This is a genomic window from Gimesia alba (assembly GCF_007744675.1).
In the GTDB taxonomy this organism is placed as follows: domain Bacteria; phylum Planctomycetota; class Planctomycetia; order Planctomycetales; family Planctomycetaceae; genus Gimesia; species Gimesia alba.
On record NZ_CP036269.1, the window covers coordinates 3480728 to 3506961 of the forward strand.

20 protein-coding genes are annotated in these 26234 nt (G+C 51.4%); 9 read left to right on the forward strand and 11 right to left on the reverse strand.

All coding sequences use genetic code 11. From position 1 onward, the window contains the following. Positions 1–79 precede the first annotated feature (79 nt). The 4 genes from Pan241w_RS13030 (at position 80) to Pan241w_RS13045 (ending at position 5678) form a co-directional block, all read left to right on the forward strand. Positions 80–3292: a DUF1553 domain-containing protein gene (locus Pan241w_RS13030; protein ID WP_145216223.1), complete on the forward strand. Its 3213-nt coding sequence runs from the start codon at positions 80–82 to the stop codon at positions 3290–3292. Between the two features lie 3 nt (positions 3293–3295). Next, on the forward strand, positions 3296–4732 hold the full coding sequence (locus tag Pan241w_RS13035; protein WP_145216228.1) for a DUF1501 domain-containing protein: 1437 nt from the start codon (positions 3296–3298) through the stop codon (positions 4730–4732). 255 nt (positions 4733–4987) lie between these two features. Then, positions 4988–5338, forward strand: a complete 351-nt coding sequence (locus Pan241w_RS13040; protein WP_145216231.1) for a hypothetical protein — start codon at positions 4988–4990, stop codon at positions 5336–5338. Between the two features lie 7 nt (positions 5339–5345). Continuing rightward, positions 5346–5678: a DUF971 domain-containing protein gene (locus Pan241w_RS13045; protein ID WP_198000502.1), complete on the forward strand. Its 333-nt coding sequence runs from the start codon at positions 5346–5348 to the stop codon at positions 5676–5678. A 26-nt stretch (positions 5679–5704) separates the two neighbouring features. On the opposite strand, the gene Pan241w_RS13050 is transcribed toward Pan241w_RS13045, so the two are convergent. The 6 genes from Pan241w_RS13050 to Pan241w_RS13075 all read right to left on the reverse strand — a co-directional run bounded on the left by Pan241w_RS13050 (position 5705) and on the right by Pan241w_RS13075 (position 12710). Further along, positions 5705–6739, reverse strand: coding sequence for an outer membrane lipoprotein-sorting protein (locus Pan241w_RS13050; RefSeq protein WP_145216237.1), 1035 nt, complete (start codon positions 6737–6739; stop codon positions 5705–5707). A gap of 20 nt (positions 6740–6759) precedes the next feature. Continuing rightward, the gene (locus Pan241w_RS13055; protein WP_145216239.1) at positions 6760–7839 is read right to left on the reverse strand and encodes a CHAP domain-containing protein; all 1080 of its coding nucleotides are present in this window, start codon (positions 7837–7839) and stop codon (positions 6760–6762) included. 163 nt (positions 7840–8002) lie between these two features. Next, positions 8003–8602: a hypothetical protein gene (locus tag Pan241w_RS13060; protein WP_145216241.1), complete on the reverse strand. Its 600-nt coding sequence runs from the start codon at positions 8600–8602 to the stop codon at positions 8003–8005. Between the two features lie 19 nt (positions 8603–8621). Then, positions 8622–9491 (reverse strand): SMP-30/gluconolactonase/LRE family protein, encoded by an 870-nt coding sequence (locus Pan241w_RS13065; RefSeq protein WP_145216243.1) that lies wholly within the window; start codon positions 9489–9491, stop codon positions 8622–8624. Positions 9492–10727: 1236 nt separating this feature from the next. Next, positions 10728–11864 (reverse strand): IS481 family transposase, encoded by a 1137-nt coding sequence (locus Pan241w_RS13070; RefSeq protein WP_198000503.1) that lies wholly within the window; start codon positions 11862–11864, stop codon positions 10728–10730. Positions 11865–12194: 330 nt separating this feature from the next. Then, positions 12195–12710 (reverse strand): TlpA family protein disulfide reductase, encoded by a 516-nt coding sequence (locus Pan241w_RS13075; protein WP_198000504.1) that lies wholly within the window; start codon positions 12708–12710, stop codon positions 12195–12197. Positions 12711–13046: 336 nt separating this feature from the next. On the opposite strand from Pan241w_RS13075, the gene Pan241w_RS13080 reads away from it, so the two are divergent. Continuing rightward, positions 13047–13532 carry a toll/interleukin-1 receptor domain-containing protein gene (locus tag Pan241w_RS13080; protein WP_198000505.1) on the forward strand — a complete coding sequence of 162 codons (486 nt, stop codon included), beginning with the start codon at positions 13047–13049 and terminating at the stop codon, positions 13530–13532. A gap of 20 nt (positions 13533–13552) precedes the next feature. Then, the gene (gene fxsT / locus Pan241w_RS13085) at positions 13553–15871 is read left to right on the forward strand and encodes an FxSxx-COOH system tetratricopeptide repeat protein (protein ID WP_261344306.1); all 2319 of its coding nucleotides are present in this window, start codon (positions 13553–13555) and stop codon (positions 15869–15871) included. A gap of 90 nt (positions 15872–15961) precedes the next feature. On the opposite strand, the gene Pan241w_RS13090 is transcribed toward fxsT, so the two are convergent. Together Pan241w_RS13090 and Pan241w_RS13095 are read right to left on the reverse strand one after the other, a co-directional pair. Next, on the reverse strand, positions 15962–17194 hold the full coding sequence (locus tag Pan241w_RS13090) for a M16 family metallopeptidase (RefSeq protein WP_145216251.1): 1233 nt from the start codon (positions 17192–17194) through the stop codon (positions 15962–15964). Next, entirely contained in the window at positions 17181–18431 is a 1251-nt protein-coding gene (locus Pan241w_RS13095; protein WP_145216253.1) for a M16 family metallopeptidase, read from the reverse strand. Before Pan241w_RS13095 ends, Pan241w_RS13090 begins: the two co-directional genes overlap by 14 nt. Positions 18432–19061: 630 nt before the next feature. Here Pan241w_RS13095 and Pan241w_RS13100 point away from each other — a divergent pair. Then, on the forward strand, positions 19062–20468 hold the full coding sequence (locus Pan241w_RS13100) for a mandelate racemase/muconate lactonizing enzyme family protein (protein WP_145216256.1): 1407 nt from the start codon (positions 19062–19064) through the stop codon (positions 20466–20468). Positions 20469–20659: 191 nt separating this feature from the next. Here the strand turns inward: Pan241w_RS13100 and Pan241w_RS13105 are convergent, their stop codons facing one another. Next, the gene (locus Pan241w_RS13105) at positions 20660–21235 is read right to left on the reverse strand and encodes a GNAT family N-acetyltransferase (protein ID WP_232107443.1); all 576 of its coding nucleotides are present in this window, start codon (positions 21233–21235) and stop codon (positions 20660–20662) included. Positions 21236–21669: 434 nt separating this feature from the next. On the opposite strand from Pan241w_RS13105, the gene Pan241w_RS13110 reads away from it, so the two are divergent. Both Pan241w_RS13110 and Pan241w_RS13115 read left to right on the forward strand, forming a co-directional pair. Beyond that, positions 21670–22773 carry a phenylacetate--CoA ligase family protein gene (locus Pan241w_RS13110; protein ID WP_145216258.1) on the forward strand — a complete coding sequence of 368 codons (1104 nt, stop codon included), beginning with the start codon at positions 21670–21672 and terminating at the stop codon, positions 22771–22773. Between the two features lie 134 nt (positions 22774–22907). Next, complete coding sequence (locus Pan241w_RS13115; protein WP_145216260.1) at positions 22908–24344, forward strand: aldehyde dehydrogenase family protein; 1437 nt, start codon at positions 22908–22910, stop codon at positions 24342–24344. A 29-nt stretch (positions 24345–24373) separates the two neighbouring features. Here the strand turns inward: Pan241w_RS13115 and Pan241w_RS13120 are convergent, their stop codons facing one another. Both Pan241w_RS13120 and Pan241w_RS13125 read right to left on the reverse strand, forming a co-directional pair. Beyond that, positions 24374–25429, reverse strand: coding sequence for a YheT family hydrolase (locus Pan241w_RS13120; RefSeq protein WP_145216263.1), 1056 nt, complete (start codon positions 25427–25429; stop codon positions 24374–24376). Between the two features lie 37 nt (positions 25430–25466). Then, positions 25467–26195, reverse strand: coding sequence for an SDR family oxidoreductase (locus tag Pan241w_RS13125; RefSeq protein ID WP_145216265.1), 729 nt, complete (start codon positions 26193–26195; stop codon positions 25467–25469). Between the last annotated feature and the right edge of the window lie 39 nt (positions 26196–26234).

Here is a 26234-nt window from a genome sequence, read left to right on the forward strand (position 1 = left end):
ATATAATCAACGCTTGATGCGTTGCAGTATGGTTACTGGTGCAGCCACAATCAGAAATGTCGGAGTGGAGACTGCTTTGATGAGACAGCGAGTCCGAAATATTACCTGGATATCAAGTCTGATTCTCGTTTATTGTCTGAAAGGGTATCAGGCGACAGGCGCGGAAATCGAGTTCAACCGTGACGTACGACCGATTCTGTCTGATCTCTGTTTTCAGTGTCATGGTCCCGATTCGTCTCAGCGTCAAGCTGATCTGCGACTGGATCAGGAGAGTGGCTTGCTGGGGACGGCTGACAAGCCGGGGGCCGTCGTCAAAGGCAACGCGGCGGAAAGTGAATTATTCGCCCGACTGATTTCGAATGATCCTGATTTACAGATGCCTCCTGCCACTTCAGGCAAACAAATCACGGTCGCACAAATTGAAACGCTAAAACAGTGGATCAACAAGGGGGCGCAGTGGCAGAAACATTGGGCCTTCATTCGTCCCCGCCGTCCGGAAGTTCCGCAAGTCAAACAGGCGGGGTGGGTGCGGAACCCGATTGATACATTTGTACTCGCGCGGCTCGAACAAGAGGGGCTCACTCCTTCGCCTGAAGCAGACAAATCGACGCTCCTGCGGCGTTTGAGTCTGGACCTGACCGGCCTGCCCCCGACTCTGGCTCAACAGGAACGTTTTTTCAAAGATGATTCTCCAACCGCTTATGAAGAGCTGGTCGATCGGCTCTTGCAATCTCCCCATTACGGCGAACGAATGGCGATGGAATGGCTGGATGCGGCCCGTTATGCAGACACCAGTGGTTATCAGACGGACGGTGAGCGGCATATGTGGCGCTGGCGTGAATGGGTGATTGAAGCATTCAACAATAATATGCCCTTCGATCAATTCACGGTTGAGCAACTGGCCGGCGATTTGTTACCTGAGCCGACGCTCAGCCAGAGAATTGCAACCGGCTTCAATCGAAATCATCGTGCCAATTCTGAAGGGGGAATCATCTTCGATGAATACCTGCTTGAATACGCGGTCGATCGGGTCGAGACGACGGGCACGGTCTGGCTGGGGCTGACGATCGGTTGTGCTCGCTGTCATGAGCACAAATATGATCCCATTTCGCAAAAAGAATTTTATCAGCTGATCGCGTTTTTCAATAATATCCCTGAACGTGGCCGCGCGATTAAATACGGCAATGCCGCGCCCTTTATCAAAGCGCCGACGAAACAGCAGCAACAGCAATTGGCAGAACTCGATCAGAAAATCGAGAGCTATGAACAGATGCTGCAAGAGGCGACACCTGCTCTGAAAAAATTTCAAACCTACTGGGAACAACAGCCGCCGGCAAGCGACTTACAAAAACCATTTCCGGAGCAAGATCAGGCCTATCAGATTTCCTTCGACGGAGAGTTGAAGCTCAAGGTGATCGGCAAGCAGAACACGGACTTCTATGCCAAAAAGACGAATGCATCCAGTGACCTGACGAGTGATCAGAAAGAAACCTCATTGGAAAAACCGACGTTTGTAAAGGGTATCGCAGGCCAGGCAATACAGCTAAACGGAACTCAATCTTATAAGACAAAGCAAAAACCAACATTGAGTGACAAGGACCCATTTTCGTTGGAATTTCAGATTTATCCACAGCAGCCGAGTGGAACGATACTCGCTTCACTTACACCGGCTCAAGATGAGAGTGGCTTTCGCGTTTTTCTCAAAGCAGGCCGCTTACAGATCCATTTCGGACCGCGCTGGCTGGATGATGCGATTTTGCTGCGGACTAAAAATCAACTGGAGTTGAACCGTTGGTCGCATATTGTGTTGACGTATGCTGGTAATTCTCAGGCACAGGATTTTCAATTATATGTGAACGGCGAATCGCAGGAACTGGAAGTCAATTTAAATTACCTGACAGGCGGTTTTTCGTTTCCTTCACCACTGGAATTCGGGGCGTATCACGGTGCGGATCATTATCAAGGACTAATCGATGAATTGAAAATTTACAATTTCCAATTCTCTTCCGATCGGGCCGCAATCGCTTCTGTTGCAGAGCCGGTCCGGCAGATTGTACAGATACCGGAGGGTGAGCGCACTCCGCAGCAACAATTAAAGCTGACACATTTTTATTTGTCAGTTATAGCACCAGACAAAGCCCCCAAAAAATATCGTACTCTGTTTTCCTCATTACAAAAAATCAAAATGCAGCGCGAAGCATTTTATCGCAGTCTGCCGACCAGCATGGTGATGCAGGAACGCGAACAGAAAAAGCCAACCTTTGTGCTGATGCGGGGTGAGTACGATAAGCCGGGCGAAAAGGTCTCCGCCGGAATCCCGTCCAGTCTGGGGACCCTTCCAGAAGATCTATCCCGCAATCGTCTGGGACTGGCCCGCTGGCTCGTTGATCCCATGAATCCATTGACGGCACGGGTGATTGTGAATCGTTACTGGCAGATGTATTTCGGAAACGGTTTGGTGAAAACGACCGAAGACTTCGGTTCGCAAGGCGCCTGGCCGACACATCCGGACCTGCTGGATTGGCTGGCGACAGAATTTATTCGTTCTGGCTGGGATGTCAAGCGGTTACAGAAGTTGATTGTCACGTCTGCCACTTATCGTCAGTCGTCGCATGTGTCAGCGGCTTTGCAGCAGGCTGATTCAGAGAATCAACTACTGGCCCGAGCGAGCCGCTTGCGTTTGTCAGCCGAGATGATTCGCGATCAGGCGTTGTTTTCTGCGGGATTGTTACGCACAAAAATTGGTGGCCCTTCGGTCAAACCTTATCAGCCAAAAGGTGTCTGGAAAGAGATAGCAAGTCAGGAATATCAACCGGGGACAGGCGACGATTTGTTTCGTCGCAGCATGTATACGTTCTGGAAACGGACGGTACCTCCACCCGCGATGTCGACGTTTGATGCTCCGTCGCGGGAAACCTGTATTGTGAAACGCTCGCGGACGAATACCCCATTGCAAGCATTGGCGCTATTAAACGATGTGACGTATGTGGAGGCGGCTCGCAAACTGGCAGAGCGGATGCTCAAGCAAAGGGAGCAAAAGCCAGCGGCCCGGATTCAGTACGCAATGCGTATTGTGCTCGCACGGGAACCGAGTGAACGGGAACTGGAAATATTTTTGAGCGGTTTTGAACGATACTTAAAACGCTTTCAAAAAAATCCGGGGGCTGCGAAAGAATTTCTGACTGTCGGAGAATCACCAGTTCCAAAGCAATACAACATGGCAGAACACGCGGCCTATACCGTGATTGCCAGTCTGATTCTCAACCTGGATGAAACGATCAACAGGGAATAATTGATGTCAAATATCAGAGACGAATTAGAGATGCAGGTCAACCGCCGTTCTTTTTTGCGGCAGAACACAGCTGGCGTAGGGCTGGCGGCATTGGCGACGTTGCTGCAGGAATCGGGGGCCGCAGAGCCACAACCTGCCAGTTCCAGCGGACTGCACTTCCCTGCCCGGGCCAAACGAGTGATATATCTGAGCCAGTCGGGGGCTCCTTCTCAGCTGGATCTATTTGACTATAAGCCAGCCCTCAAAAAATTTCACAAGACCGAACTTCCCGATTCGATCCGCCGCGGCCAGCGGTTAACCGGCATGACATCGGGGCAGAATAGTTTTCCGATCGCCGCCTCGATGTTCAAGTTCGCGCAGCACGGCAAGAGCGGAACCTGGATCAGTGAGCTTCTGCCACACACGGCGAAAATCGCAGATGAGATGTGTGTGGTCAAGTCGCTGTATACCGAAGCCATTAACCATGATCCTGCAATTACCTTTCTCCAGACCGGCAGCATCCAGGCAGGCCGCCCCAGTATGGGGTCGTGGATTTCTTATGGATTGGGGAGTGAAAACAAGGATTTGCCGACATTTGTTGCATTGACTTCAGGAGCGGGCGGGCAGCCGCTCTACGATCGTTTGTGGGGGAGCGGCTTTTTGCCGACGAAACATCAGGGAGTGAAGTTTCGCCGTTCGAGTGATCCGGTGCTGTTTCTCTCGAATCCACCCGGAGTGAATAAACAGGCGCGGCGGGAAATGCTGGATGATCTTGGTGCGCTCAATCGGTTGGCACTGGAAGCAAAGGGAGACCCCGAAATTGCCACTCGGATTGCACAGTATGAACTGGCGTTTCGGATGCAGACTTCGGTTCCCGAATTGACGGATCTTGCTCAGGAATCAGCGGCGACGTTTGAATTGTATGGCGAGCAGGCCAAACAGCCGGGAACCTACGCCGCCAATTGTCTGTTGGCGAGGCGTCTGGCAGAACGGGGCGTGCGATTTATCCAGTTGTATCATCGCGGCTGGGATCACCATCTGAATCTGCCCAGTAAGATCAAACAACTGGCGGGGGAAACCGATCAGGCGACGGCGGCATTGATCCTCGACTTGAAACAGCGAGGCATGCTGGATGATACACTGGTAGTCTGGGCGGGAGAATTTGGCCGGACCGTGTATTGTCAGGGAACCCTCACCGCCACGAACTACGGACGCGATCATCATCCGCGATGCTTCACAGTCTGGGCGGCAGGAGGCGGGATGAAGCCGGGTTTGACTTACGGCGAGACCGACGATTTCAGCTACAATATCACTGAAAACCCCCTGCCCGTGCATGACTTGAACGCGACGATTCTACACTCTTTAGGCATCGACCACAAAAAGCTGACGTTCAAATTCCAGGGCCGTTACTATCGTCTGACCGACGTGCATGGGAATGTGGTGCAGCCGTTGTTGAGCTGAAAGATTGAGACGGAATCGAATGATCCTTTTTTGAGTACAACGATCCACAATGCTGAGATCTACTTATGACCTTGGCTCGTTGTTCGGTTTTTTACTATAATTCGCGCATGAGACTTCAGAAAGAGCAGAGCCGCAGGGAACTTTTCGACCGATTACAGCGTCAATCAGAGGTCGTCTTCTCGGGACTGGTTTCTCGGATTCTGATTTGTGAACGGATTGGTTCTTCAGTCAACCTAAGAAAAAGGAGTGTTTCTCATGCGTCGCTGGACAATTCCACTGCTGGTAATGTTTGTTATGATTGGTTTGCTGACGGACAGTCTGCGCAGTGCTCCGGAACCGGATTCATCTGAAGCGAGCGTGCAAGAGTTACTCAAGCGGGTGAAACAGCTCGAGAAACGTGTGGAAGAGTTGGAAAAGGTCCCCCCGAAAATAGTGTTCCCACAGACTCCTCCGCAGGCTCCTCCGATGCTACTTCAGTTGCCGGGAAAAAAAGCCACAGTTGTCCCGCGGCCATCCGCGATTCCACGTATTCCAGATAACTGGAAACGAAATCAGATTAACGGCATCGAGTATTATATCGTACCCCTCGATGCAAAAAAGAAATAAACACGACATGGACCCCACTCCTACGGAATTGAAAAAACTCACTGAAGAGAATGCCATTCTTATCGGCTGGAGCGATGGTCAACAACGTCGCTACACGTTCGCAGAATTACGCAAATCCTGTCCTTGTGTGACATGCCGCAACGAACGCAAAGCAGCACAGGCCGAACCCATGAAACTGACAGTACTCTCGCCTGTCGAACTCCAGCCGGTCAAGGTCGAACGGATGAGCCTCGCGGGCAACTACGCCTACCGCATCACCTTCAACGACGGACATAACACAGGTCTGTTTACGTTTGAGCTACTGCGGAAACTGGGTACGGTTGTGGATGGGCCGTCTTAGAAAAACGGTTTACACTCAGCAATGATTCATTCGAGCTTTTTATCGGGTATAAACGTGCCGCCGCGGATCAGTTTTTTTGTACCGCCCCGGTGATCGATGACCGATGTTTCAATAATACCGGGGGCACCGTTATCTTCAATTCGACGTCCCTTCGGTAATTCCATTCCATCAACGGTGAAAACCGTAGCGGGAATCGGCTGATTGATCTTAAGCCATTCGAATTTCATTTCGAGCCGCTGATGATTGAACTGACTGTCTGTATTGAAAGCGACGGGAACCCAGACGGATTCGATTTCTTTCCAGGTGATTTCACTCTTGATGGCGGGTTTTGAGTCAAATCGTTTAGGCGTGCCCGTTTTGCGATAAACAGAATATTTCGTGGGAGTAAATCCGTGAAGCTCGTCAATCCAGAGCACGAGCTTAAATTCGTTTGACTTTCCGAAGAACCAGGTGACCTCGTACACGCCTTCACTATGCCGGGTAATGCGTTCCAATTCGTAAGATTGATACATCTGTAGTACTCCTGGCAGGAACCATCGACTGCCTGAGCGCGACATGCCATACAAAAGCTCGGAGTCGTTGATCAGGCCGATCACGCGGATATCGAACGGTGAAAAATAGCCATACGGCTTGTAATCCGGATCGTTGATCCTGACGCCGGTGTTATTCCCTTCCGTATGAATGCTGTACTCCGGCGTTTTGACGTAGATTGATCGAGAATGCAATGTTCGTTTTTCACCCTTCTTTTTTGGATGAGGGGTGATCTGTTTGACATCCTGGTCGAACCGAAACTTTTTGAATTGCTGGGAAAAGAAACAATCCGCTTTCAGCTCAATACGTAGCGGCGTGGCGAAATCCGTCACGACAGCGTCGGCTTTGAATTCGCCTGATTTCAGGAGTGACCGCTGCTGTTGCATTCCCTGCAGCAGAGATTGCACTACCTTCTTCTGCTCATGTTTTTCCTTCGCAGTCGGTTTTTGTGCGGGAGCCGATGCGATTGCTGACAAGAAAAACAGACCACTGCTGAGTAGAAATACTTTGATTTTGTAAGACGCATTCATACTTGTTCCTGATCCCACGCTTATTTCTGGTGTGGTTTGGCAACTGCTTTTATCGGGTAATCTTCTGTCTTTTCTTTTTTCTTACCCTTCTCGACAGTGGTGTAAGTCACGTTGACATTACCTGTGACCTTCCACTCGTTCCGGGAACCACTGATCGTGAGTTTCATCTGGTTGATCGTCATGTTATCGTCTGATTGACCCTTTTGGGGATTTGCTTTTTTGAGGACATCGAAGACTCCCTGAATCTGGTCGACGAAACTTTTGTCGTTAACGACAAAGTCGGAACCGTTTTTGTTTGCGATGAATTCTAACGTATCCGGTTTCGAAAATAGTTTCATGACCTGAGCGAGTTCTTCTGGTAGATAATAGCGTCCTTTCACGCGTTTCGCATTCACGGGCTGCCAACCTGCCAGTATCGGTTTTGCTTTGGATTTCTCCCTGCCTTGGAAGTCGTACAGCATCTCCGCGCGGAGTTTCTCTTTCGGCCGCCAATATTCGAAATTGAAACCTTTGAAGGGGACCTTGAGTGAATCGTTGCCGCCCGAAATCAGAAACACGCTGCCGTCTGCATCTTTCGAGAGGATCTTGCCGCCGTCGGTAACCAACGCCACGTGCAAACATTTGCTTGTGCCATTGGGATAATCTTTCAGGAAGGCGACGATATCACCTTTTCGGCTTGCAGATTCGCCACTCTGTTTTGTGCAAAACCGCTTCAGAAAGTTTTGGTAAAACTGATCCGCTCCCCCGCCGCGCAGTTCGGCGATGCGGTTTCGTGCTGACAGATCGCCACCCCAGTATAACCATTCGGTGACCAGACCGACGCAGTCCTGTTCGGTCGCGGGGCCCTGCTTGCGGACGCATTTTCCAGAGTCAAGGATGGGACCATAGCTCTTTTTTTCCTGGTCCAGTTGTTTGCGTCTGGCTTCGGGGGTGATGGAATCGGTACGAATGTGATACAAGAAGTCAGCAGGTTGGATGCTGGACGTTTTTGAAAGCGGCGAGAAACGGACCTGAATGGATTGAGCCCACGCCACGTCGTTCATTCCCCACGTCGCTGCAATGAGCATGAAGCTGGCAAGTAGAGTACCGTAACGAAACATGATACGCCTCCCTTTTTCGAAGAACCTGAACCCGAAACGCTTCGCAGCATTTCTACTGTGGGAACTTGGAAGCCTGCTCAAATGCGAGCGTACCAAGGTGACTCCTGGCTTTCCAGAAGATTCTGGTGGCAGCGAGCTGATTTTGCGGGAATGAAGGGCGCGCTTAGTTTGCTGGTGCATTGAGATACTTCTCCACCGTTTTCTCAAGCTGGTCGCCGGGAATATCAATCGCCAGGAATTTGTGTTCTCTGTCCAGCAGAATATAAACGGGAGTCGAGTTGGGTTTGAGATCGCTTCCCCAGATACGGTCTGGTTCGTTCTCGTTTTTTTGACTGCGATCGGAATCAATGAATTTCAGTTTCCACCAGTTGCGGCTGCCGTAAAACGCAGATCCGCGCCGATTCATTTCCGCCTGGTATTCAGGCCAGTCATCCCTCCAGAAACTGATGATTTTAAAATCGGGACGCGCTCCGTGCTTTTGGAAGATCCGTTCCACGGTGCGTAGATTCTGTTCGTACTGTTTGTCGTTGAGCGACCAATAGGTGAGGAGAGTAAAACTGCCTTTATTAGTTTTCAGATTGCTCACATTCCCATCGCTGGCGAAACCTTCGATCACAGGCGCTGGCTGACCGACGCGAAACCGTTTCAACCCCTGCTCTGTGTTCGCGGCCTTACCTGACTTCTCTTCTGACTTCAACACTGCTGGAAATAGCAGAACAACACAAACGAAGAAACTTGCATAGCTACTTACTTTTGAAGTCATTTTCTGCTCCCCTGATTTTCTAATCTTCGATCGTGCCGATGAAGAGTTCTGCTTTGTTGGGACATAAAAAGGAACGGTAGCTGGTCACGACAAATCGTTTTTCGTCAATGAAGCAAATATTGGAGGGAATCGGCGGATCATCCTTCATGAGCGGCGCACGGCCGATCGGATCCAGTTGGGCGTCCAGCGCGTAGACGGCTCCCTTTTCAGCGACAAACAGTAGACCATCAGAGCTCAGTGCCAGACCATCAACGGCATGTTTGATCTTGAAATGCTGATTGGCGATCTGCTTGCCAATCACACCCGGGCTCTTGATCTCATAATGCAGCACTGTCGAGGTTCCTGAGTCGGCGACATACAGAGATTGTGCTTTTCCTGACACCATCTGCAGCTCAATGCCGTTCGGCTTATCCAGCTCCAGGCAGGATTTCGCCTGTGTGTCCCCACAGGCATAGTAATAGACATGACCGCCGCGGAGGTCGGTGAAATAGACGCCCCCCGCTTCATCTACCGCCAGATCGTTGGGGTGCCGGAACTGTTTGCCGGTCGTGGAATGTGAGATCCGCAGTTCTGTTTTGGGCTTCGGTTTATGTTGCAGGTCCAGTTCATGCAGCATCCCTTTCGGCCAGATCGTTCCCTTCCAGAGGCAGGCGGCCAGCTTGCCATTCGGGAGAAACTGTAACCCGTTACAACAGTAGGGTGCGTAAGAATAAATTTCCGTCGGCGCAACCGTCGGCTGATTGGGATCGAACTCGTAGATTGTCCCCTGGAAGCAGTCGGTGAAGTAAACCCGCGTGCCGTCGGGTGAAAGGACGGGGCCTTCCAGCAGATGTTTGCCCGGGGGCTCGATACTCCAGACACGTTCAAAATTAAATTGGATGTCTTGCATGATGATGTCTCTCCTGCCTCGTAGTCAATCGTTCCGTGTATTCTACTGAAACGACACCAGTTTGAGTAACGCATATTCAAAAATTCCTGCTCAATCACGCCGCGCCCTGAATCCCCAGGTTACTTCATTTTCGTGTGATTTCATTTTTTTCGTGGTCGTACAAAATTCCTTTTTTGCTGCTTATTCGACACCAGTGCATGAATCACCCCCTGCTGAAGAAAGTCGCTCTTGACTCCCTGACGCAATTTCAGATTATCCTCTGTTGCGCGTCGCGCGCGTGCTCAGTACTGGTTCAGGTGAAGGTTGCAAACCGCGAGCGAAATGAGCACTATAAAACCCGCTGGTTTCAGCCAGATTTGAAAAAATCAGCCTCAAAAAGTTATGCGGGTCGACACACATCGCCGCACAACCAGCACACAAGAGACACGTCTCGTCAACATGCCGACACATCTCACCACCATTTCGCCACTCATCAAATTCCATTTTATCTTGACTCCCTCATGCCCCTCACGAAAATTCATTAAACAGCAGGACAACTTTATCAGCAGAACAACAATTTAAAACAAAGCGATGAGATCCATGGGATCGTTTCTTAATTCAATTTCGTCTTTGCATATGGTGAGGAACCGGAGCGAATGTCACACGACTGATCTTGTTTTGATCATTAGCCGCAGGGCGTTAGCCCCGGTAATTCCCGACCTCGGTAAAGGCGACTTTTTCTGAGAATCATCCTCTGAACTATAAAAAAATATTACCTGACCTTGAGCGCTGTTACGAAACCCAAGGTTCACTCTGACGACTTCCCAAAGTAAGAGCGAAACGCATATGTCCGCCCGCCGAAAGAGAATCCTACCAGATATCCCCCGAACGCCCCCAGATAAACAATCCACACCGAAACACATGGCACGTGATTTTATTTGCGTTGGGTGGCACTGTTGGCTTGTCCAACAGTGTTAAGAGTTGACGTCCCATCCACGAAAAAACTCTTGGGGAAAGAGAGGGGTTCCTTTCGTCATAACTTCATGAAAGCAGTGACTTGTTTGTGTGTGAAAAGAATCGATCAATGAATGGCTTCAATCAATCAAAAGAGGTAGGGACGCCCCCACTGTCTTTCACTGGTGGCAAGTATTTAGACCGGACACATGGCACACAACCGTTCGGATACATAGGTAACACTTTCTTTCGTTATTTACAAGACGTTGATTGAGCTCTGAGAGCGAAGCGAACAGAGCTCAATCAACGTTGACGACTCTTACGCCGGGAACGTTGTTTTCTCAGTTCGATCTTCCCAACTTTGAATGTGCGATAATAGATATCCCATTCACCATCCCTTCCATTACTACGAATTCCAACCAGCTGCCCTCGAAACGCACGGCTCAGGTAATACTTTTTTCGCTTGAATACAACGCGTCCCGTATTGTTTACTTTCCTGACCTCGAAGCTTGAGTCGTATTCAAATTGTCGCAGGCGTTCCGGGTACGACCGAGAGCTCACCCGATACCGCTCTATGGGCGTTTTATAGTCCAGGGCTTCATGCGGACGCTCCTGGTTATACACCTGCTGCCAGCGATTAAACGTTTTTTGCAGTTCTGCATGGTTCTTGAAGTGACGGCCCTGCAAGACCTCCTGCTTCAACGTCCGATGGAATCGTTCTTCTTTTCCCTGTGTCTGGGGATGGTAAGGCCTGCCATGAATTACCCGCACATCCAGATTCATTAACCAGACAGAAAATCGAGTATAACTCCCAGGACTGACCGTTGATCCCCAGGGAGTCCCGTTATCCATCAACATCGCTTGCGGTAGTCCGTAAAGGCGAAAAGCATCTCGCAGATGTTTTTGAACTGTGGGGCCTTTCTGATTTCCACAGGCTTTTAAGACCAGAGAAAAACGGGAATGATCGTCCAATACAGTCAGTGGATAGCACCAGCGTTGGTCAAGAGTTGAAAACTCCCCTTTGAAATCCATCTGCCAGAGCTCATTCGGCTCGCTGCGTTCGAAACGCTGATATTCCTGACGTTTCTTTGACTCTTCCGGATCAATACGCTGATGTCGCTTCAAGATCGCGGTAATGGTACTGGCAGCCGGGACCTGTTTGTGCCCCAAGGCCAGCAGACGATGGTATATCTTGCGACCTCCCCAGGTCGGATGTTGATCGCGAATCGATAACACGGCAGATTCCATCTTTTTTGATGTCGGAGAACGAAAGGTATGCGGGCAGCGAGAACGATCGACCAGTCCGGCGACCCCTTCTTCCCGATATCGTTGCATCCATTTGTAGCCAGTCTTACGTGCGATTCCGAAACGCTGGCAGAGCTGAGAGATATTGGCCCCTTCTACCGAAGCCAGAAGCACAAATTCTTTACGTTCAGACACTCGATTACACTCCTTCCAGACCATGTCATGCTCCCCCCTTAAATGAAGTCGCATAACAGTTTACATGAGTGTTACCCATGTGTCCGAACGTGTGTTACCTATGTGTCCGGTCTTTACACTTGCCCAACAGTGCTGAGGGTGGACGTCCAATTTACGAAAAAACATAGGGTAAGAGGGGCGCCCTTCATCACAACCGAATGAAAACAGTGATTTATGTGTGCGTGAAAATACCCAATCAATGGAACCTTGGGATGATTCATCAATCAGACAAGAGAAATGGAACAACCCACTGCTTTTCACTGGTGGCAAGCCACCAGTGCCACCCCACCTCTACCGGCCCGTCTGCTGTTTCAAAACAGCCTGAATCTGCTCCACCAGCTGTTTCTCCGGAATCTTCACCGCCAGGAATTTCCGCTGCGGCCCCAGCAGAAAAAAGGCCGGCGTTTTGGTCATGCCAAATTCTTTCGCCGAATTCAATTCATCCAGATTGAATCCCCCCTGCGTCTGGTGGATCCACTTCCCGTCACTGTAAAAAGCATTCCCATCGAGGGGTTTCTGCCGCTTGCAATACGCGATCCACTTTTCATAGTCCTGGTCAACGCATTGACTGACCATGATGAAATCCTGCTGATCCAGGAACCGCCGGCGGATCTTTCGCAGCCGCCCGTTGAGTTGCTCGTGGTCCGGATCTTCCAGCGACCAGAAGATCAACAGAATCGTTTTACCCCGAAACGATTTCCCATAATCATAAGCCTCACCCCCGGCATGATACCCCCAGAACTCAGGAGCAGCATCGCCGACTTTGAACGGCGGCCGCGGCTTACGACGCGCTTCCGTCCCCTGCACCTCCGCCCCGCCAGGTTCAAAAAAACAAAACCGACACAACACAGGATGAGAAAACGGAAGAGTTTCATTTGGGACCTCCAGGCTGGGTGATCACAATTGGAATCGGTTCATGGACCTTTAGTGCATTCTTATTTGCAACAAGACCATTCTCTTTCTGTGTTCGTCGGAGCCAACCTACTGATTGAGCATGCATTATCAGGAATTCTGGGGGGTAGGGTATAGATTTATGATGGTGATAAAATTCTCACATCTTCCTCTGTACAAACAGGTGGATTCCTGTTTTAGTATAAACTGAATTGAATGTCCATAATTATCGCGTTCAGAGGTTTATTTTCTATGAGTGAAGCTAGCTCTAATCTAATTCCCAAGAGTCTATTTTACTCCTACTCCCACGAAGATGAAGAACTACGCAATGAGTTAGAAAAGCATCTTTCATTACTGAAACATCAGGGAATTATCAGAGAATGGCATGATCGTCAGATTCTAGGTGGTGAGGAATGGAAATATGAAATCGATGAAAACCTGGAAAATGCAGATATTATTCTTCTCTTAATCAGTGCCAGCTTTCATGCCTCTGATTATTGCTATACAAAAGAGATGGATCGGGCACTTGAAAGGCATGACGCTGGTGAAGCCGTTGTGATTCCTGTCATCTTAAGAGACTGTGACTGGCACTCCGCTTTATACGGAAAGCTTCAAGCTTTACCTAAAGATGGAAAACCGATTACTGGACCTGCTTGGCATAATAGAGACGAAGCATTTACGGATGTTGCCAGAGGTATTCGAGCTGTCGTTTCAAAAAAAAAACGACAGCTAAAGTAGCGAATCGTAAAATCTTTGATCTGCCATTTCGGAGAAATCCTGCTTTTACGGGACGCGAAGAAGAACTGAAAGATCTTCGCGAGCGTCTTACGACCGGCGGCAAAACGGCTGTGACGCAAGCCATTCGTGGTTTGGGTGGGATCGGCAAAACGCAACTTGCTGTGGAATATGCTTATCGCTATCAGAAAGAATACGAGCATGTTTTCTGGGTGCAACTGACTGACGATGACCAGGAAGCAGAAGAGCTAAAGGAAAAGATATCCTCTGATCCCTCGTTGCAGATTCTGGGCAGCTATGTTGACTATTGTAAGAAATTACAAATTCCATTTGATGAAACCAAAGCTGAGACTGTAAAGCAGGCATTGAAGAGATGGATGGAACAGCACCCAAACTGGCTGATGATTTATGATAATGCGGATCAACCAGATTGTCTTGAATCTTTCTTGCCCTTGCAAAGCCAGGGACACATTCTCTTGACTTCGCGGGCGAATATCTTTGCCAGACTCGGAATTCTGGAGCCGATCGATGTACAAAAACTTCCACTCGATCAGGCTACGGAGTTTTTAATCAAACGCGTCTCCAAAAGGCTTGATGATTCAGAACAAAACCTGGCGAGAAAACTGGCTACAGAACTAGATGGATTACCTTTGGCTTTAGAGCAGGCAGGAGCGTATATTCAAGAGACCGCAATCACATTTAAACGATACTTGGAGAATTATCGACGATTGAAATTGGATCTGTTAGAAAAACAAAAGCCGGTGATGGGAGATTATCCAGAATCGGTACAGACAACATGGTCAATGAATTTCGAAGAAATCAAGCAACAAGCGGAAACAACTGCTGACTTGCTTCGTTTCTGTGCATTCTTGGCGCCGGATGCTATTCCTTATGATTTAATTGCAGAAGGAGCCGGTTTTCTGGGGGAAGCGATTGAGGAAGTGATCAGCCAGAGTGACGATCCGATGTTAGCCGTAAACGACGTGTTACAACCACTCTTAAAATATTCGCTCATCAGTATCGTTCCAGGAAAAGAGGAGTTCAGCATTCATCGTCTGGTTCAGGAAGTGATGAAAGCAGAAGTGCAATCCAGGGATGAGGAACCGATCTGGGAAGAACGGGTTGTAAATACCGTCAATCAGATCTATCCTTGGCCAGAACCTAACAACTGGAAGACTTGCCGTCGTTTATTACCGCAAAGTAAGACCGCCATCGAATATATTAAACATTCAAAGATCAAAACGGAAAACAGTGGGGATTTATTGATCAAGCAAGGTCGATTTTTCTTCGATGCTGGTGAATACGCAGAGGCAGAACCTCTCTATCTGCAGGCAATAGAAATTCGTCGTGCTGTGCTGGGTGAAACCCATCCGGATTTCGCGACCACTCTGAATAATCTGGCTGGTCTGTATAAAAGCCAGGGGCGTTACGAAGATGCGGAACCCCTCTTTCTGCAGGCAATCGAAATTCGTTGTGCTGTGCAGGGGGAAACACATCCAGATTTCGCGACCAGCTTGAACAATTTGGCTGGTCTGTATAAAAGTCAGGGGCGTTACGAAGATGCGGAACCCCTCTATCTCCAGGCGATGGAAATTCGTCGTGCTGTGTTGGGAGAAGATCATCCCTCCTTTGCGATAAGCCTAAGCAACTTGGCTCTTCTCTATATTAACCAAGGACGTTACGCCGATGCGGAACCCCTCTATCTTGATGCCATAGAAATTTGTCGAGCAGTGCTGGGTGAAACCCATCCGGATTTCGCGGGCAGCCTCAACCAACTGGCTAGTTTATATAGAATCCAAGGACGTTATGCCGAGGCGGAACCTCTCTTTCTACAAGCGATGGAAATTCGTCGTGCTGTGCTGGGTGAAGATCATCCCTCCTTCGCGATCAGTCTCAACAACTTGGCTCTTTTATATCTAAAGCAGAGACGTTACGTGGAGGTGGAACCATACTATCTTCAGGCGATGAAAATATGTCGTGCTGTATTGGGGGAAAACCATCCTAATTTCGCAACCAGCCTCGACAATCTGGCAAGTTTATATAGAACCCAAGGGCGTTATGCCGAGGCGGAGCCTCTCTTTCTGCAGGCAATGGAAATTCGTCGTGCTGTGCTGGGTGAAGACCATCCATCCTTCGCAACCAGCCTTAACAACTTGGCTAGTTTTTATCGAATACAGGGGCGGTACGCAGAGGTTGGAGCACTTTATCTACAGTCCATAGAAATACTTCTGTCAACGTTTGGATCAGATCATCCCAATTCGAAGATTGTAATGAGTAATTACCAGCGATTTAAAGAAATGCGAACCGAAGATAAAGAAGATGAAAAGGAGAAAGACGCGTAGCCTGTATAGGATGTATAAAATAATTGCTGCTTTGTCTAGACGGGCGGACATATGGATCCACTCCTTATATTTTGCGATTCACTAGAACTGTCAATCAACAACACTCGTCATCGGCCCCACGGCGGCGGTCGTGCTATGCCCCAGTGGGTATTTTTTCAGCAGCGTCTGGATGTCGTCCAGGCTGATGTTGTTTAAGAGTTCCAGGTCGTCTTCGACGGAATAATATTTCTGGCGGTAGACCCAGTTGCCACCTAAGGACGACAGGCGGCCCATGGGGCGTTCGCTGCGTAGCACTAATCGGGAGGCGAGTTTGTTTTTGGCGCGGTCGAGTTCTTCCTGGGTGATGCCGTTTTGGTTGACTTCGTTGAAGATTTCCTGGATCAGTTGCAGGTTGCTTTCGGTTAGTTCGGGGTCGGAACAGAGGTAGGTCAGCCAGGTGCCGCTGCCGTCGTATTCGTTGAAGCCGATCTCGGCGGATTCGGCCAGGCCCGGGTCGACCAGCTTCCAGTACATCCGGCTGTTGGAGTCGTCGCCGATCACGACCGCCAGGATTTCGGCTGGCAGACGCAGCAGGTCTTGTGCGGCGGGAGCCGGGCCGAGTTGCATGATGTGCTGCTGCTGGGTCTTTTTCTCGATGATGGTCTGTGTGCCGGTCTTTGGCTGGGCTTCGTCGGTGGGGCGATCGGTTTTCCCGGCGGGCCAGTGCTTGCAGAACTTGTCGGCCAGTTCGAGGACTTTGATCCAGTCGGCATTGCCGGCGATGGCCAGTGTCAGGTTGCCGGCCAGATAATGTTTGGCGTGATAATCGCGCATCTGTTCGGACGTGAGATCGGTGATCGACTGCACGGAGCCGAGGATGCTCTGCCCCAGCGGGTGCCCCTGGAAGTGGGCCTGCATCACTTTTTCGTAGGCGGTGAAGCTGTGCAGATCGTCGTACATGCCGATCTCTTCGAGGATGACTTTCTTCTCCATGTCGAAATCCTCCTGCCGTAAGGTGGGATAGATCAATGTGGAGAGAAGTTCCATCGCGGTGTCGATGTATTCCGGCAGAAAGGAGCCGTAAAACAGGGTGATCTCTTCACTGGTGGAGGCGTTGTAGTTGGCGCCGATTTCGTCGAAGATGCGGTTCACATCGTCGGCCGTGTATTTTTCGTTCCCTTTGAAGGCCATGTGTTCGAGGAAGTGGCTCACGCCGGAGACCTCGGCTGTTTCATCGCGGGAACCGGTGCGAACGAAGTAGCCGAGCGCCAGGCTGTGCGCGTTGGGGTTGAGTTCGGCGATGATCTGCAGTCCGTTGTCTAATTTAGCTTCATGAAATATCACTGGGAACCTCTAGCGGTTGGGGGCCGATCGTTAAGACGGTGAAATTCGCGGCGGGGTGGGCGTGGATATAGCCGAGCACCCGTTCGGTGGTGAGTTGCTGAATTTCTTCGTTGATCTGGTCGAGTGTGGTAATGTGTTTCAGGTAGAACCAGTCGCGGGCAATCGAAGCGGCACGCGACGACGTCGATTCCTGCGACATGATCAGCGAACTTTTGGCGCGGGCTTTACAGCGTTCGAGTTCGGATTCTTCAATGCCTTCACCCAGACGGGTTAGCTCCTGAAGCGTGACGTCGAGTGTTTCCTGGGCCCGTTCGGACGTGGTGCCGGCGTAACAGAGGACGCGACCTAAGCCGGGCATGCCGGTTAATGAGGCGGAGACGGTGTAACACAGGCCCCGCTTTTCGCGGACTTCGGTAAACAGCCGGGCACTCATGCCGCCACTTAAGATGCCGACGGCGGCCCAGGCGGCGTAATAGTCGGGATGCCCATAAGGGACGGCGTCGTAAGCGATGCCGAGATGGGTTTGTGTGGTTTCCTGTTCGGTGAAGAACTGTTTTTCGGTTTCGAAGTCGAGAGCCGGCTCTTCCCTGCCCTCACTCGGCTGCCAGTCGCCGAAGATCTCTTCGATCTGTTGTTTGACCTGTTCGAAGTCGATATTACCGGCGACGCCGATGATGGTGTCGTCGGGATGGAACGAGGTCTGGTAATGCTGTTGGACATCCTCAATGGTGATCAGTGCGAGGTGATCGAGTTCGCCGTCGCTGGGAAGTCCCCAGGGGGCCGGGAAGGCGTGGCGTTTGAGTTCAACGAGGGCTTTCTGCCGGGCGTCGTCTTCGACGGAGAGCAGTGATTGGGCCACGCCGGCGCGGGACGCGTCGAACTGATTTTCGGGTAAATGCGGCGCACGGAGTATCAATGCGTAGAGCTTTAAGGTCTCGGCGAGATTGTCTGCGAGTGTGGCACCGCTGAAGGTGATGTGGCCGCTGGAGACCCCTTCGTGTCGCTGGACTCCCAGATCATCGAGGGCACAGGAGAGCTGTTCGCTGTTATAGGGGCCTGCGCCGCGGGAGATGAGATCGGAGAGGATACTGGCGGTGCCGCGACGGTCGGCGGGGTCATAAATACTGCCGGCGGGAACCAGAATGGAAAACGCGGCCGACTGGACATCGAGCATCGATTCCGTGACCAGCGTCAGACCGTTCGGGAACCGATGCGTTTGAATCAGTTGTTTACCCATGCGGGGTGCAACCTTCCTGCTTGTTGTTTGATTTCTTAAAGGACTGCGTCATGCTGGCAGAATGTCCGAAAGATTCTTAAAACGGACGTGGGCTGCCGGCTGAGAGGCTGCCTGCGAAAGACTCTCTTTTCTAATACTATGCAGGCGATCTTAGCGATTTGGCTGCTGAATTCCTAGTGTCTTATCGGGCTCGGTGGGCTGGTTCTGGATTGTATGGTTGAGCTGGGACCTCCTGTTGCCTGCGGCAATCCCGGATTGCATCCGGGACTACCCCGTGCCGAGTTGTTGATGAGAGCCTTTGAGGTTTGGTTCTGCTTGTTTCCTGCTCGCTGCGCTTGGCCGGAAGTAAGGGGATTCAAGAAGTAGGGAATGTTGAGCTGATGCGCACTGTCGGGCAAGCCGAACAGTGGCACACGGTAGGTGTCAAGCCGAGTACTGGCACACAGGATGGGCACCCTACGGCAGTTTGTTTTCAATCTCTGCTGCGCTGATAAATGCGAGAAAAAAACGTCAGGCGCTGGACGCATAGGGGGGTGTTGATGTTAAGATGGAGAGATAATGGTTCTGAGAACGCACTCGGTTCCATTTCAGTTGAGCTAAATATGAACTCCCAGACGAAGGAATCACCAGGTGCGAGTACAGAATAAGTCGAGAGCAACGAACCGAATCTCCAGAAGAAATTTCCTGGCCACCAGCCTCGCCGGAGCGGCAGGGACGGGAATGCTGGGGCTGATTTCCCATTCTGTGCAGGCGGCAGAAAAGAAGGCATCGAAGAAACATTTACAAATCGAACGCATCGAACGCACCACGGTGAAAGTTCCTTTTCGAGAAGTGCCCGCCCGGAACATGGCTCGCGAATTACCACATTGGCAGTATACCGAAATTGTCGAAGTGCATTTGAAATCGGGCCATGTCGGCTTTGGAGAGACGTTGCTGTATTACACCTGGAACGCCACTTCCGATGAGGCCGTCCAACGGGCGCAAGGCAAGAATGCTGCCGCGCTGATGTGGGACGACGACCTGGGGGCCGGTCTGCAAATGGCATTGTTCGATGCGGTCGCGAAGGCAGCCGAGGTTCCCGTGCATGCACTGCTGGGTAAGAAAATTTACGAGAAGACGCCACTCTCCTGGTGGAACATCGACACTTCTGTCAAGGATATGGCGTTGGAATGTGCCGAGGCGTACAAGCAGGGCTATATGTCCTACAAAACCAAAGGCCGTCCCTGGTTTGATGTCTGGGCGCAGGTCGAAGAAGCGAGCAAGGTGGTTCCCAAGAACTTCAAAATCGACATGGACTTTAACGATACGCTGCTCGATGCAGAGCGTGCGATTCCGATTCTAAAAGACCTGGCCAAATATCCGCAGGTCGATATTTTTGAGTCTCCCATTTTTCAAGACGACATCGCCGGCAACAAAAAGTTGATGGCGGCTACCGATGTCAGCATCGCCATGCATTATGGGACACCAGAGCCCCTGATTGCGATTCGCGAAAACATCTGCGACGGTTTCGTGATTGGTCACGGCGCCAGTGAGTTGATGGCTGCGGGATCGGTGGCTGCGATGGCGGACAAACCGTTCTGGTTGCAATTAGTCGGCACGGGAATTACCGCTGCCTTCTCGCTGCATTTCGGCGCCGTCCTGAGCCATGCGACATGGCCGGCTGTGAATTGTCATCAGCTTTACAAGCATAATCTGTTGACCGAACCGATTGTTGTCAAAGACGGATTTGCCAAAATCCCCGAGAAGCCGGGGCTGGGTTATGAGCTGGATCGTGATCTGATTGAAAAACTCCGCGTCAAAAAACCGGCATCCCGCCCGGAACCGCCGCGTCTCATCGAAACGACGTGGAAAGACGGACGGAAGATGTATTTCGGCAATACGGGCGAAGTGAATTTCGTCCTCAACCCGGCCCGCGAAGGCAACGTGCCCTTCTTCGAACGAGGCGTCGACACACGCCTGGTTCCGAACGATGGTTCGAAGGAGTGGAAAGACCTGTATCAGAGGGCGAACCAGGGGCCGCTGTTGATTCAGGGATGAGCTGTCGCGTGACGTGCGATGGGGTGGCACTGTTGGCTCGTCCCAACAGTGTTGAGAGTTGATTACGAAACAATTTCAACCAGACAAAAGAATCGGGAACGCCCCCTATACCTTTCACTGGTGGCAAGCCACCAGTGCCACCCGCTGCCAAACACTAGATTCGCTGGAAGGTGTTCGTCGTGGCTCCATCCTTAATAGGATGAGGCTTCCACGTAATGGCTGGGTTTGTAGAGCGTCCGCGTCAGGCGGAAGCCCAGTGATCGGTAGAGGTTGATGGCCGGTTCATTGTCGGCGGTGACTTCGAGGTAGGCGCGTTTGACGCCGGCTTCGCGGAAGCCGATGAGGCATTTGGTGACGAGTGCCCTGCCCAGCCCTAAACCGCGGTGTTTGGGGGTGATGCCGACGTTCTGAATGGCGCCCATGATGCGACTGGGAACGATGGCCTGAATGGTGCCGCAATCGACGGCGTCTTCATTGCCGGTGCCGTCCCAGGTGATGAGCCAGGTTCCTGTGGGGAGGAAGTTGCGTTGGCTGGAGATGTCGTGCATCAGTTTGCGACAGCCGTCAATTTCACCCAGACAGGGAAAGACGCGGGCATCCATTTCGGCGCGGAAGCTATGGTATTTCGCGACGGCATGCCGATCGACGGTGGAGAGTTCCCAGGGACACCAGCGATAGCCGCTGGGAAGCGGTGCGTCTTCGAGGCGCGCCGTTGCCAGCTCGATTTCCATTCGAAATCTACGAAAATAAGTGTCGGTGAAATCCATGAGAGTCTCGCAGAAAACGAGGAGCCGAGCAGAAACGGGGCAAATAATAGAATACTTAATTTTACCATACTCTATACTACTGTCAATTGGGAGAGCGGGAATGCTGGGGAATCGGCCTGTTTTCTTTGTTTGAGGGCCTGTCGTGTGTGCTGTATGTGATTCAAGCAGTGCACTTAATTTGCTTAAAATACAGGTTAAAGCCGGTTCGGGGGGAAAAGTCGGGATTTGGTTTTCAATCCGGCTGTTTTTGCTCAAGTTGGGGGAGATGTGTGGGAAATACCAAGGATTGTGAGCTTCTGAAATTGCTGTGGTTTCGCTTAGTTGAAAAAACGGTCAAAAGTTCTAGAATGAAATCAGAGTTTGAGTACATGTTTCCCCGGTGAACATGGAATTTTCCCCGCCACTATTCCTTCCCTGTTTGGAGTGAGTCTCACGTGACCGACAACAGCAACCTTGACGAATTGGTAAAACAGAACCAGGAAGCACTCGATGCTCATACCCGGGAGCACGTTCAGTGGCACTTCAATCCGGAAACGGGGTCTCCATACTGGCTGGAAAAAGCCAAGTCGTTCGACTTCGATCCACTGACCGATGTGAACTGTTTCGAAGACTTAAACAAGTTCCCGTTGTTTGAAGATGATGAACTGCGTGGCGGGCCCGTTGATCGTTGGATTCCCAAAGCATTGCGAGGCAAGCCGACGTATGTATTTGAAACGGGCGGTACGACGGGGATTCCCAAGTCGCGCGTGGTGATCGACGATTTCCGCATCGACTATGAAAACTTCAGCGATACCCTGCCCGATGAATCGTTCCCGAAAGGGGCCAACTGGCTGATGCTGGGGCCTTCGGGTCCACGACGTTTGCGATTGGCCGTGGAGCATCTGGCACAGTACCGGGGCGGGATTTCATTCTGCGTTGACCTGGATCCCCGCTGGGTCGTGAAGTTGATCAAGAAAGGGAAGATCGACGAAGTTAAAGAATACAGTGCCCATGTGATCGATCAGGCGATGACAATTCTGAGTGCCGGTCATGAAATCAAGTGTATGTTTACGACGCCGAAACTGCTCGAAGCGCTCGCCATGCGGTTGATGGATGAAGGTTCGAGCATCGAAGAAGCCGGCATCAAAGGCATTTTCTGTGGCGGGACCGAATTCACGCAGCAATGGTATCGCTTTGCCCGCGAAGAGTTGCTGGGTGAGAATGTTTACATTACCCCCACCTACGGGAACACCTTGATGGGGTTGGCCTGCGGTCGTCCTTTTGATCCTGCTGATAATTATAAGATTACCTATTACGCACCGCAGCCGCGTGCTGTGATTCGCGTCGTTGATTTTGATGACCACACGAAAGTCGTGGGATATGGTGAGACGGGCCGCGTGAAGCTGTTTACAATGACCAAAGAATTGTTCATTCCCGGCTTCCTCGAACGCGACGAAGGCGAACGCGAAGTGCCGCACATGAAATATCCCTGGGATGGTGTGAGTGGCGTGCGTCCGTTCCATGAAATTGCCGCCTCGACCACCGTGGGCGTTTATTAATTGACGCACACTACTGGCAGGAACGAGCCGGTAAGCACTTGTTTGCCTGCCTGATGTAATGAAATTTTGATCCATTTTGCCTTGATGCGACCATGAGTGTTTGATTCGCATTCGCTTGATAAAGGAACGCTGCCGTGTTGGAAATACCTGTGATTCGCTGGGGAAAACCTTACGAAAGTTTTGATCAACAGGAAGTCGTTCATTTTGAAACGGGCGAGCCTTTGGCCAAAGTCCATCAGGCAAATGCCGGCCTGGTCAAAATGGATATGCGCAAAGCACAACGGGCCCGCGATCTGCTGCGAGAGATTCCGATTTCGAAACTACTAGAGATCTGTAAGAAAGCCGCCGACCTGTATATGACGGCGGAACTGCCGCTGGGCAACGGGACGCAGACTCCCGAAGAGTTTTGCCGGATTCAGTCCGCCAGTACCGGGATGCCGGAATGGATGTGTGCGGGCAATATGAAAAAAGTGGCGTTCGTGCTGGAGAACATGGAGTCGATTCTCGATGCGTTAACCCGCGGGCTGCCTCTGGATATTCTTACTAAAGGTTACGGCAAAGAAGAACGCGGCGTGATGATGAGCTATCAGGCTCATTCTCCCGTGCTTGGTCTGGTGCTGCCTTCGAACTCCCCCGGCGTGCATACGCTGTGGATGCCGATTCTGCCGATGCAGATTGGTCTGGTCTTAAAGCCGGGTTCTTCGGAACCGTGGACACCTTACCGGATGACCGAAGCCTTCTGCCAGGCGGGAATTCCCCGTGAATGTATCTCCGTGTATCCGGGGCCGCACGATGTCGGTTCAACGGTCACGGAACTGTGTGGACGAGTCATGTTATTCGGCGGCCAGCAGACGATTGACAAATACAAAGGCAATCCGAACGTGCAGGCACACGGGCCCGGTTTCAGTAAGATTCTGATCGGCGACGACGTTGTTGATCAATGGGAAGACCACCTGGATCTGCTGGTGGACAGTATTTATCAGAATGGGGGCCGCAGCTGTATTAACGCTTCGGGGGTCTGGGCGTCTCGTCATACGGAAGCGATTGCGGATGCGATTGCCAAACGAATTGGTCCCGTAGGACCGACTTCGATGACCGACCCGGAAGCACCATTGGCAGCCTTCACGATGACCGGAGCCGCCAAGGCGATGAACGGTCAGATTGAAGAGGGACTGAAAGAGTCCGGTGTGACGGAAGTCACCGCAAAATATCGGGACGGCGAGCGATTGATTGAGCTCGAACGCTGTGATTATCTGCGGCCGACGATCGTGCATTGTGCGAACACAGACGCCACACTAGCGAACACCGAATACATGTTCCCAATGGCATCGGTGGTGCAGTGCGAGCAGAAAGACATGCTGAAGAAAATTGGTCCGACGCTGGTTTGTACGGCGATCACCAAAGACGAAGCCTGGTCACAGCAGTTACTGGATGCAACGCAGATTGATCGGCTGAATATTGGGCCGATCAAGACCAATGCGTTGAACTGGCTGCAGCCGCACGAAGGAAATATCGTTGAATTTCTGTATCGGGCGCGTGCATTTCAGAATGAAGCACCAGCCGCTCATTAAACCGGTGAATGCGGGTTTCCCTCGTGCAATCAGGCAGATTGTGCGAGGGGTTCGTGAGAGTCTTCGCGGATCTGACTTGCCAGCGCTTCGGGAGAATCTGAGAGCATCCAGTCGACAATGCGCCAGTCTGACCAGCGCGGATCAGGGTCGGATGAGGGAGCACCGATGAAGCCGAGGTGACCGCCGTGCTTCGTGAGATGCAGGGTGACCTTGCTGTGATCGGACAGGTGGTCTCGAATTTCAGAGTAGGTGTCGGCGGGAACCAGTGGATCGTCCATCGCGGTAATGATCAACGTGGGGACATTGATGTGCGTGACGACTTCCGCCGGACTGCACTGGGAGTAATAGTCTTCGGCCGACTCGTATCCGACGAGCGGCGCTGTAAACTGATCGTCAAAGTCACGCATGTTGCGAGGATAATTTTCCCCGGAGACTTTGTGCGTGTGTGCGTTCAAATGGTGCGAGGTGCGAATGTGCTTTGTCAGATTGCTGATAAAGTGCCGCTGATAATGCCCGAAGAGAGGCTTGCCGAAGACCTGGACGCTTTCAGATAATCGGACAGGTGGATTGAGTACGAACGCCCGATCGACCATATCGGACACAACATTGGGTCGGCCGAGATAGTTCAGGGAAATCGTGCCACCCAGCGAGAAGCCGGCGATCCCGATGGGTGAGCCGGGGCACAAAAATTCAACGCGATCCAAGGCGACTTGTAAATCGAGAAAGCTGCCTGCGTGATAAGGAGATTTTGCCAGGCCGGTCCCTGCCCCGCAGCCACGCAGGTCCATGCGAAACACGCGCACGCCGCGCTGGTTCAGCTTGTGTGTAAGCCGGACCATGTAGGAACTGCGATGACAGCCTGAGAGACCGTGCAGCAGAATTACGACGCGGTCACCCGGTTTCCAGCTGCCCGGGCAATCGTCGTGAACGATTAACAGATCATTATCAGGTAGACGGCAACTATGTTGCTCTGCCTGATAGGGAGCTTTGATACGAGAGTGAAACTGTCCCACAATCGTCTGGAGGTGCGCATTCCGATAAAACCGGTGCGGAATGAACGGCGGAAAAACAAGATCACTCTTCATTAAGTTCTGTCCTGCAGAACGTCTCTATATCAACTGATTAAACAAAAGCGGCTGTGGTGGGCTTAATTGTTAAATCAGAAACATGAGCACGAGGTGGTAGCTGACAAATCATCATAACGGCAGCGGCAACATCTTCTGGTTGCAGAATTTTGGCGCGATGTTCTTTGCTGACGGGTACGGGACGATCATCAAGTATCGGTGTTTCAACTTCACCCGGGTAGATCGTGGAGATACGAATGCCACGGTCTTTTTCTTCCTGAGCGACGGTCGTTCCGAGTGCAGTCATCGCAAATTTGGAGGCATTATAGGCAACTCCGCCTAACAGGGCTGCGCGAATTCCGGAAATCGAGCAGATATTGATAATCAGGCCGTCTTCCCGCTCTCGCATTTGAGGCAGAACCGCTTGCATGCAGTTGAAAGCACCGGTGGCGTTCACATTCATCAGGCGGTCCCAGTCTTCCGGGGAGACCAGTTCCATAGAACGGTCGCGGCAGTTGATGCCCGCACAGTGGACGAGGATATCGATGTGCCCTGCTGTGGCATGTGCCCAGTTGAAGAATGTCGCGACACTTTCACGGTCTGCAACGTCCAAGGCATGGAAAGCAACTTTGCCTTCGGCCTGGGATGCCAATTTTTCGAGCGGTTCGAGGCGTCTGCCACCAATGATGACATTGGCGCCTGCCTGTGCGAGACTCAGGGCACAGGCGGCTCCGATGCCCGTGCCTCCCCCCGTGATCACAACGTTTTTATTCTCTAATCCCGGCATGATTGTGTTTCTCTATCTGGTGTCAGTAATGTGGGTTAC

Bases quoted from the DNA above. Each gene is read 5' to 3' on its own strand.
- Pan241w_RS13055 (WP_145216239.1), bottom strand. From the start codon at position 7,839: ATGTTTCGTTACGGTACTCTACTTGCCAGCTTCATGCTCATTGCAGCG.
- Pan241w_RS13095 (WP_145216253.1), bottom strand. From the start codon at position 18,431: ATGGGTAAACAACTGATTCAAACGCATCGGTTCCCGAACGGTCTGACG.
- Pan241w_RS13065 (WP_145216243.1), bottom strand. From the start codon at position 9,491: ATGCAAGACATCCAATTTAATTTTGAACGTGTCTGGAGTATCGAGCCC.
- Pan241w_RS13045 (WP_198000502.1), top strand. From the start codon at position 5,346: ATGGACCCCACTCCTACGGAATTGAAAAAACTCACTGAAGAGAATGCC.
- Pan241w_RS13105 (WP_232107443.1), bottom strand. From the start codon at position 21,235: ATGGATTTCACCGACACTTATTTTCGTAGATTTCGAATGGAAATCGAG.
- Pan241w_RS13035 (WP_145216228.1), top strand. From the start codon at position 3,296: ATGTCAAATATCAGAGACGAATTAGAGATGCAGGTCAACCGCCGTTCT.
- Pan241w_RS13040 (WP_145216231.1), top strand. From the start codon at position 4,988: ATGCGTCGCTGGACAATTCCACTGCTGGTAATGTTTGTTATGATTGGT.
- Pan241w_RS13080 (WP_198000505.1), top strand. From the start codon at position 13,047: ATGAGTGAAGCTAGCTCTAATCTAATTCCCAAGAGTCTATTTTACTCC.
- Pan241w_RS13030 (WP_145216223.1), top strand. From the start codon at position 80: ATGAGACAGCGAGTCCGAAATATTACCTGGATATCAAGTCTGATTCTC.
- Pan241w_RS13060 (WP_145216241.1), bottom strand. From the start codon at position 8,602: ATGACTTCAAAAGTAAGTAGCTATGCAAGTTTCTTCGTTTGTGTTGTT.
- Pan241w_RS13125 (WP_145216265.1), bottom strand. From the start codon at position 26,195: ATGCCGGGATTAGAGAATAAAAACGTTGTGATCACGGGGGGAGGCACG.
- Pan241w_RS13120 (WP_145216263.1), bottom strand. From the start codon at position 25,429: ATGAAGAGTGATCTTGTTTTTCCGCCGTTCATTCCGCACCGGTTTTAT.
- Pan241w_RS13050 (WP_145216237.1), bottom strand. From the start codon at position 6,739: ATGAATGCGTCTTACAAAATCAAAGTATTTCTACTCAGCAGTGGTCTG.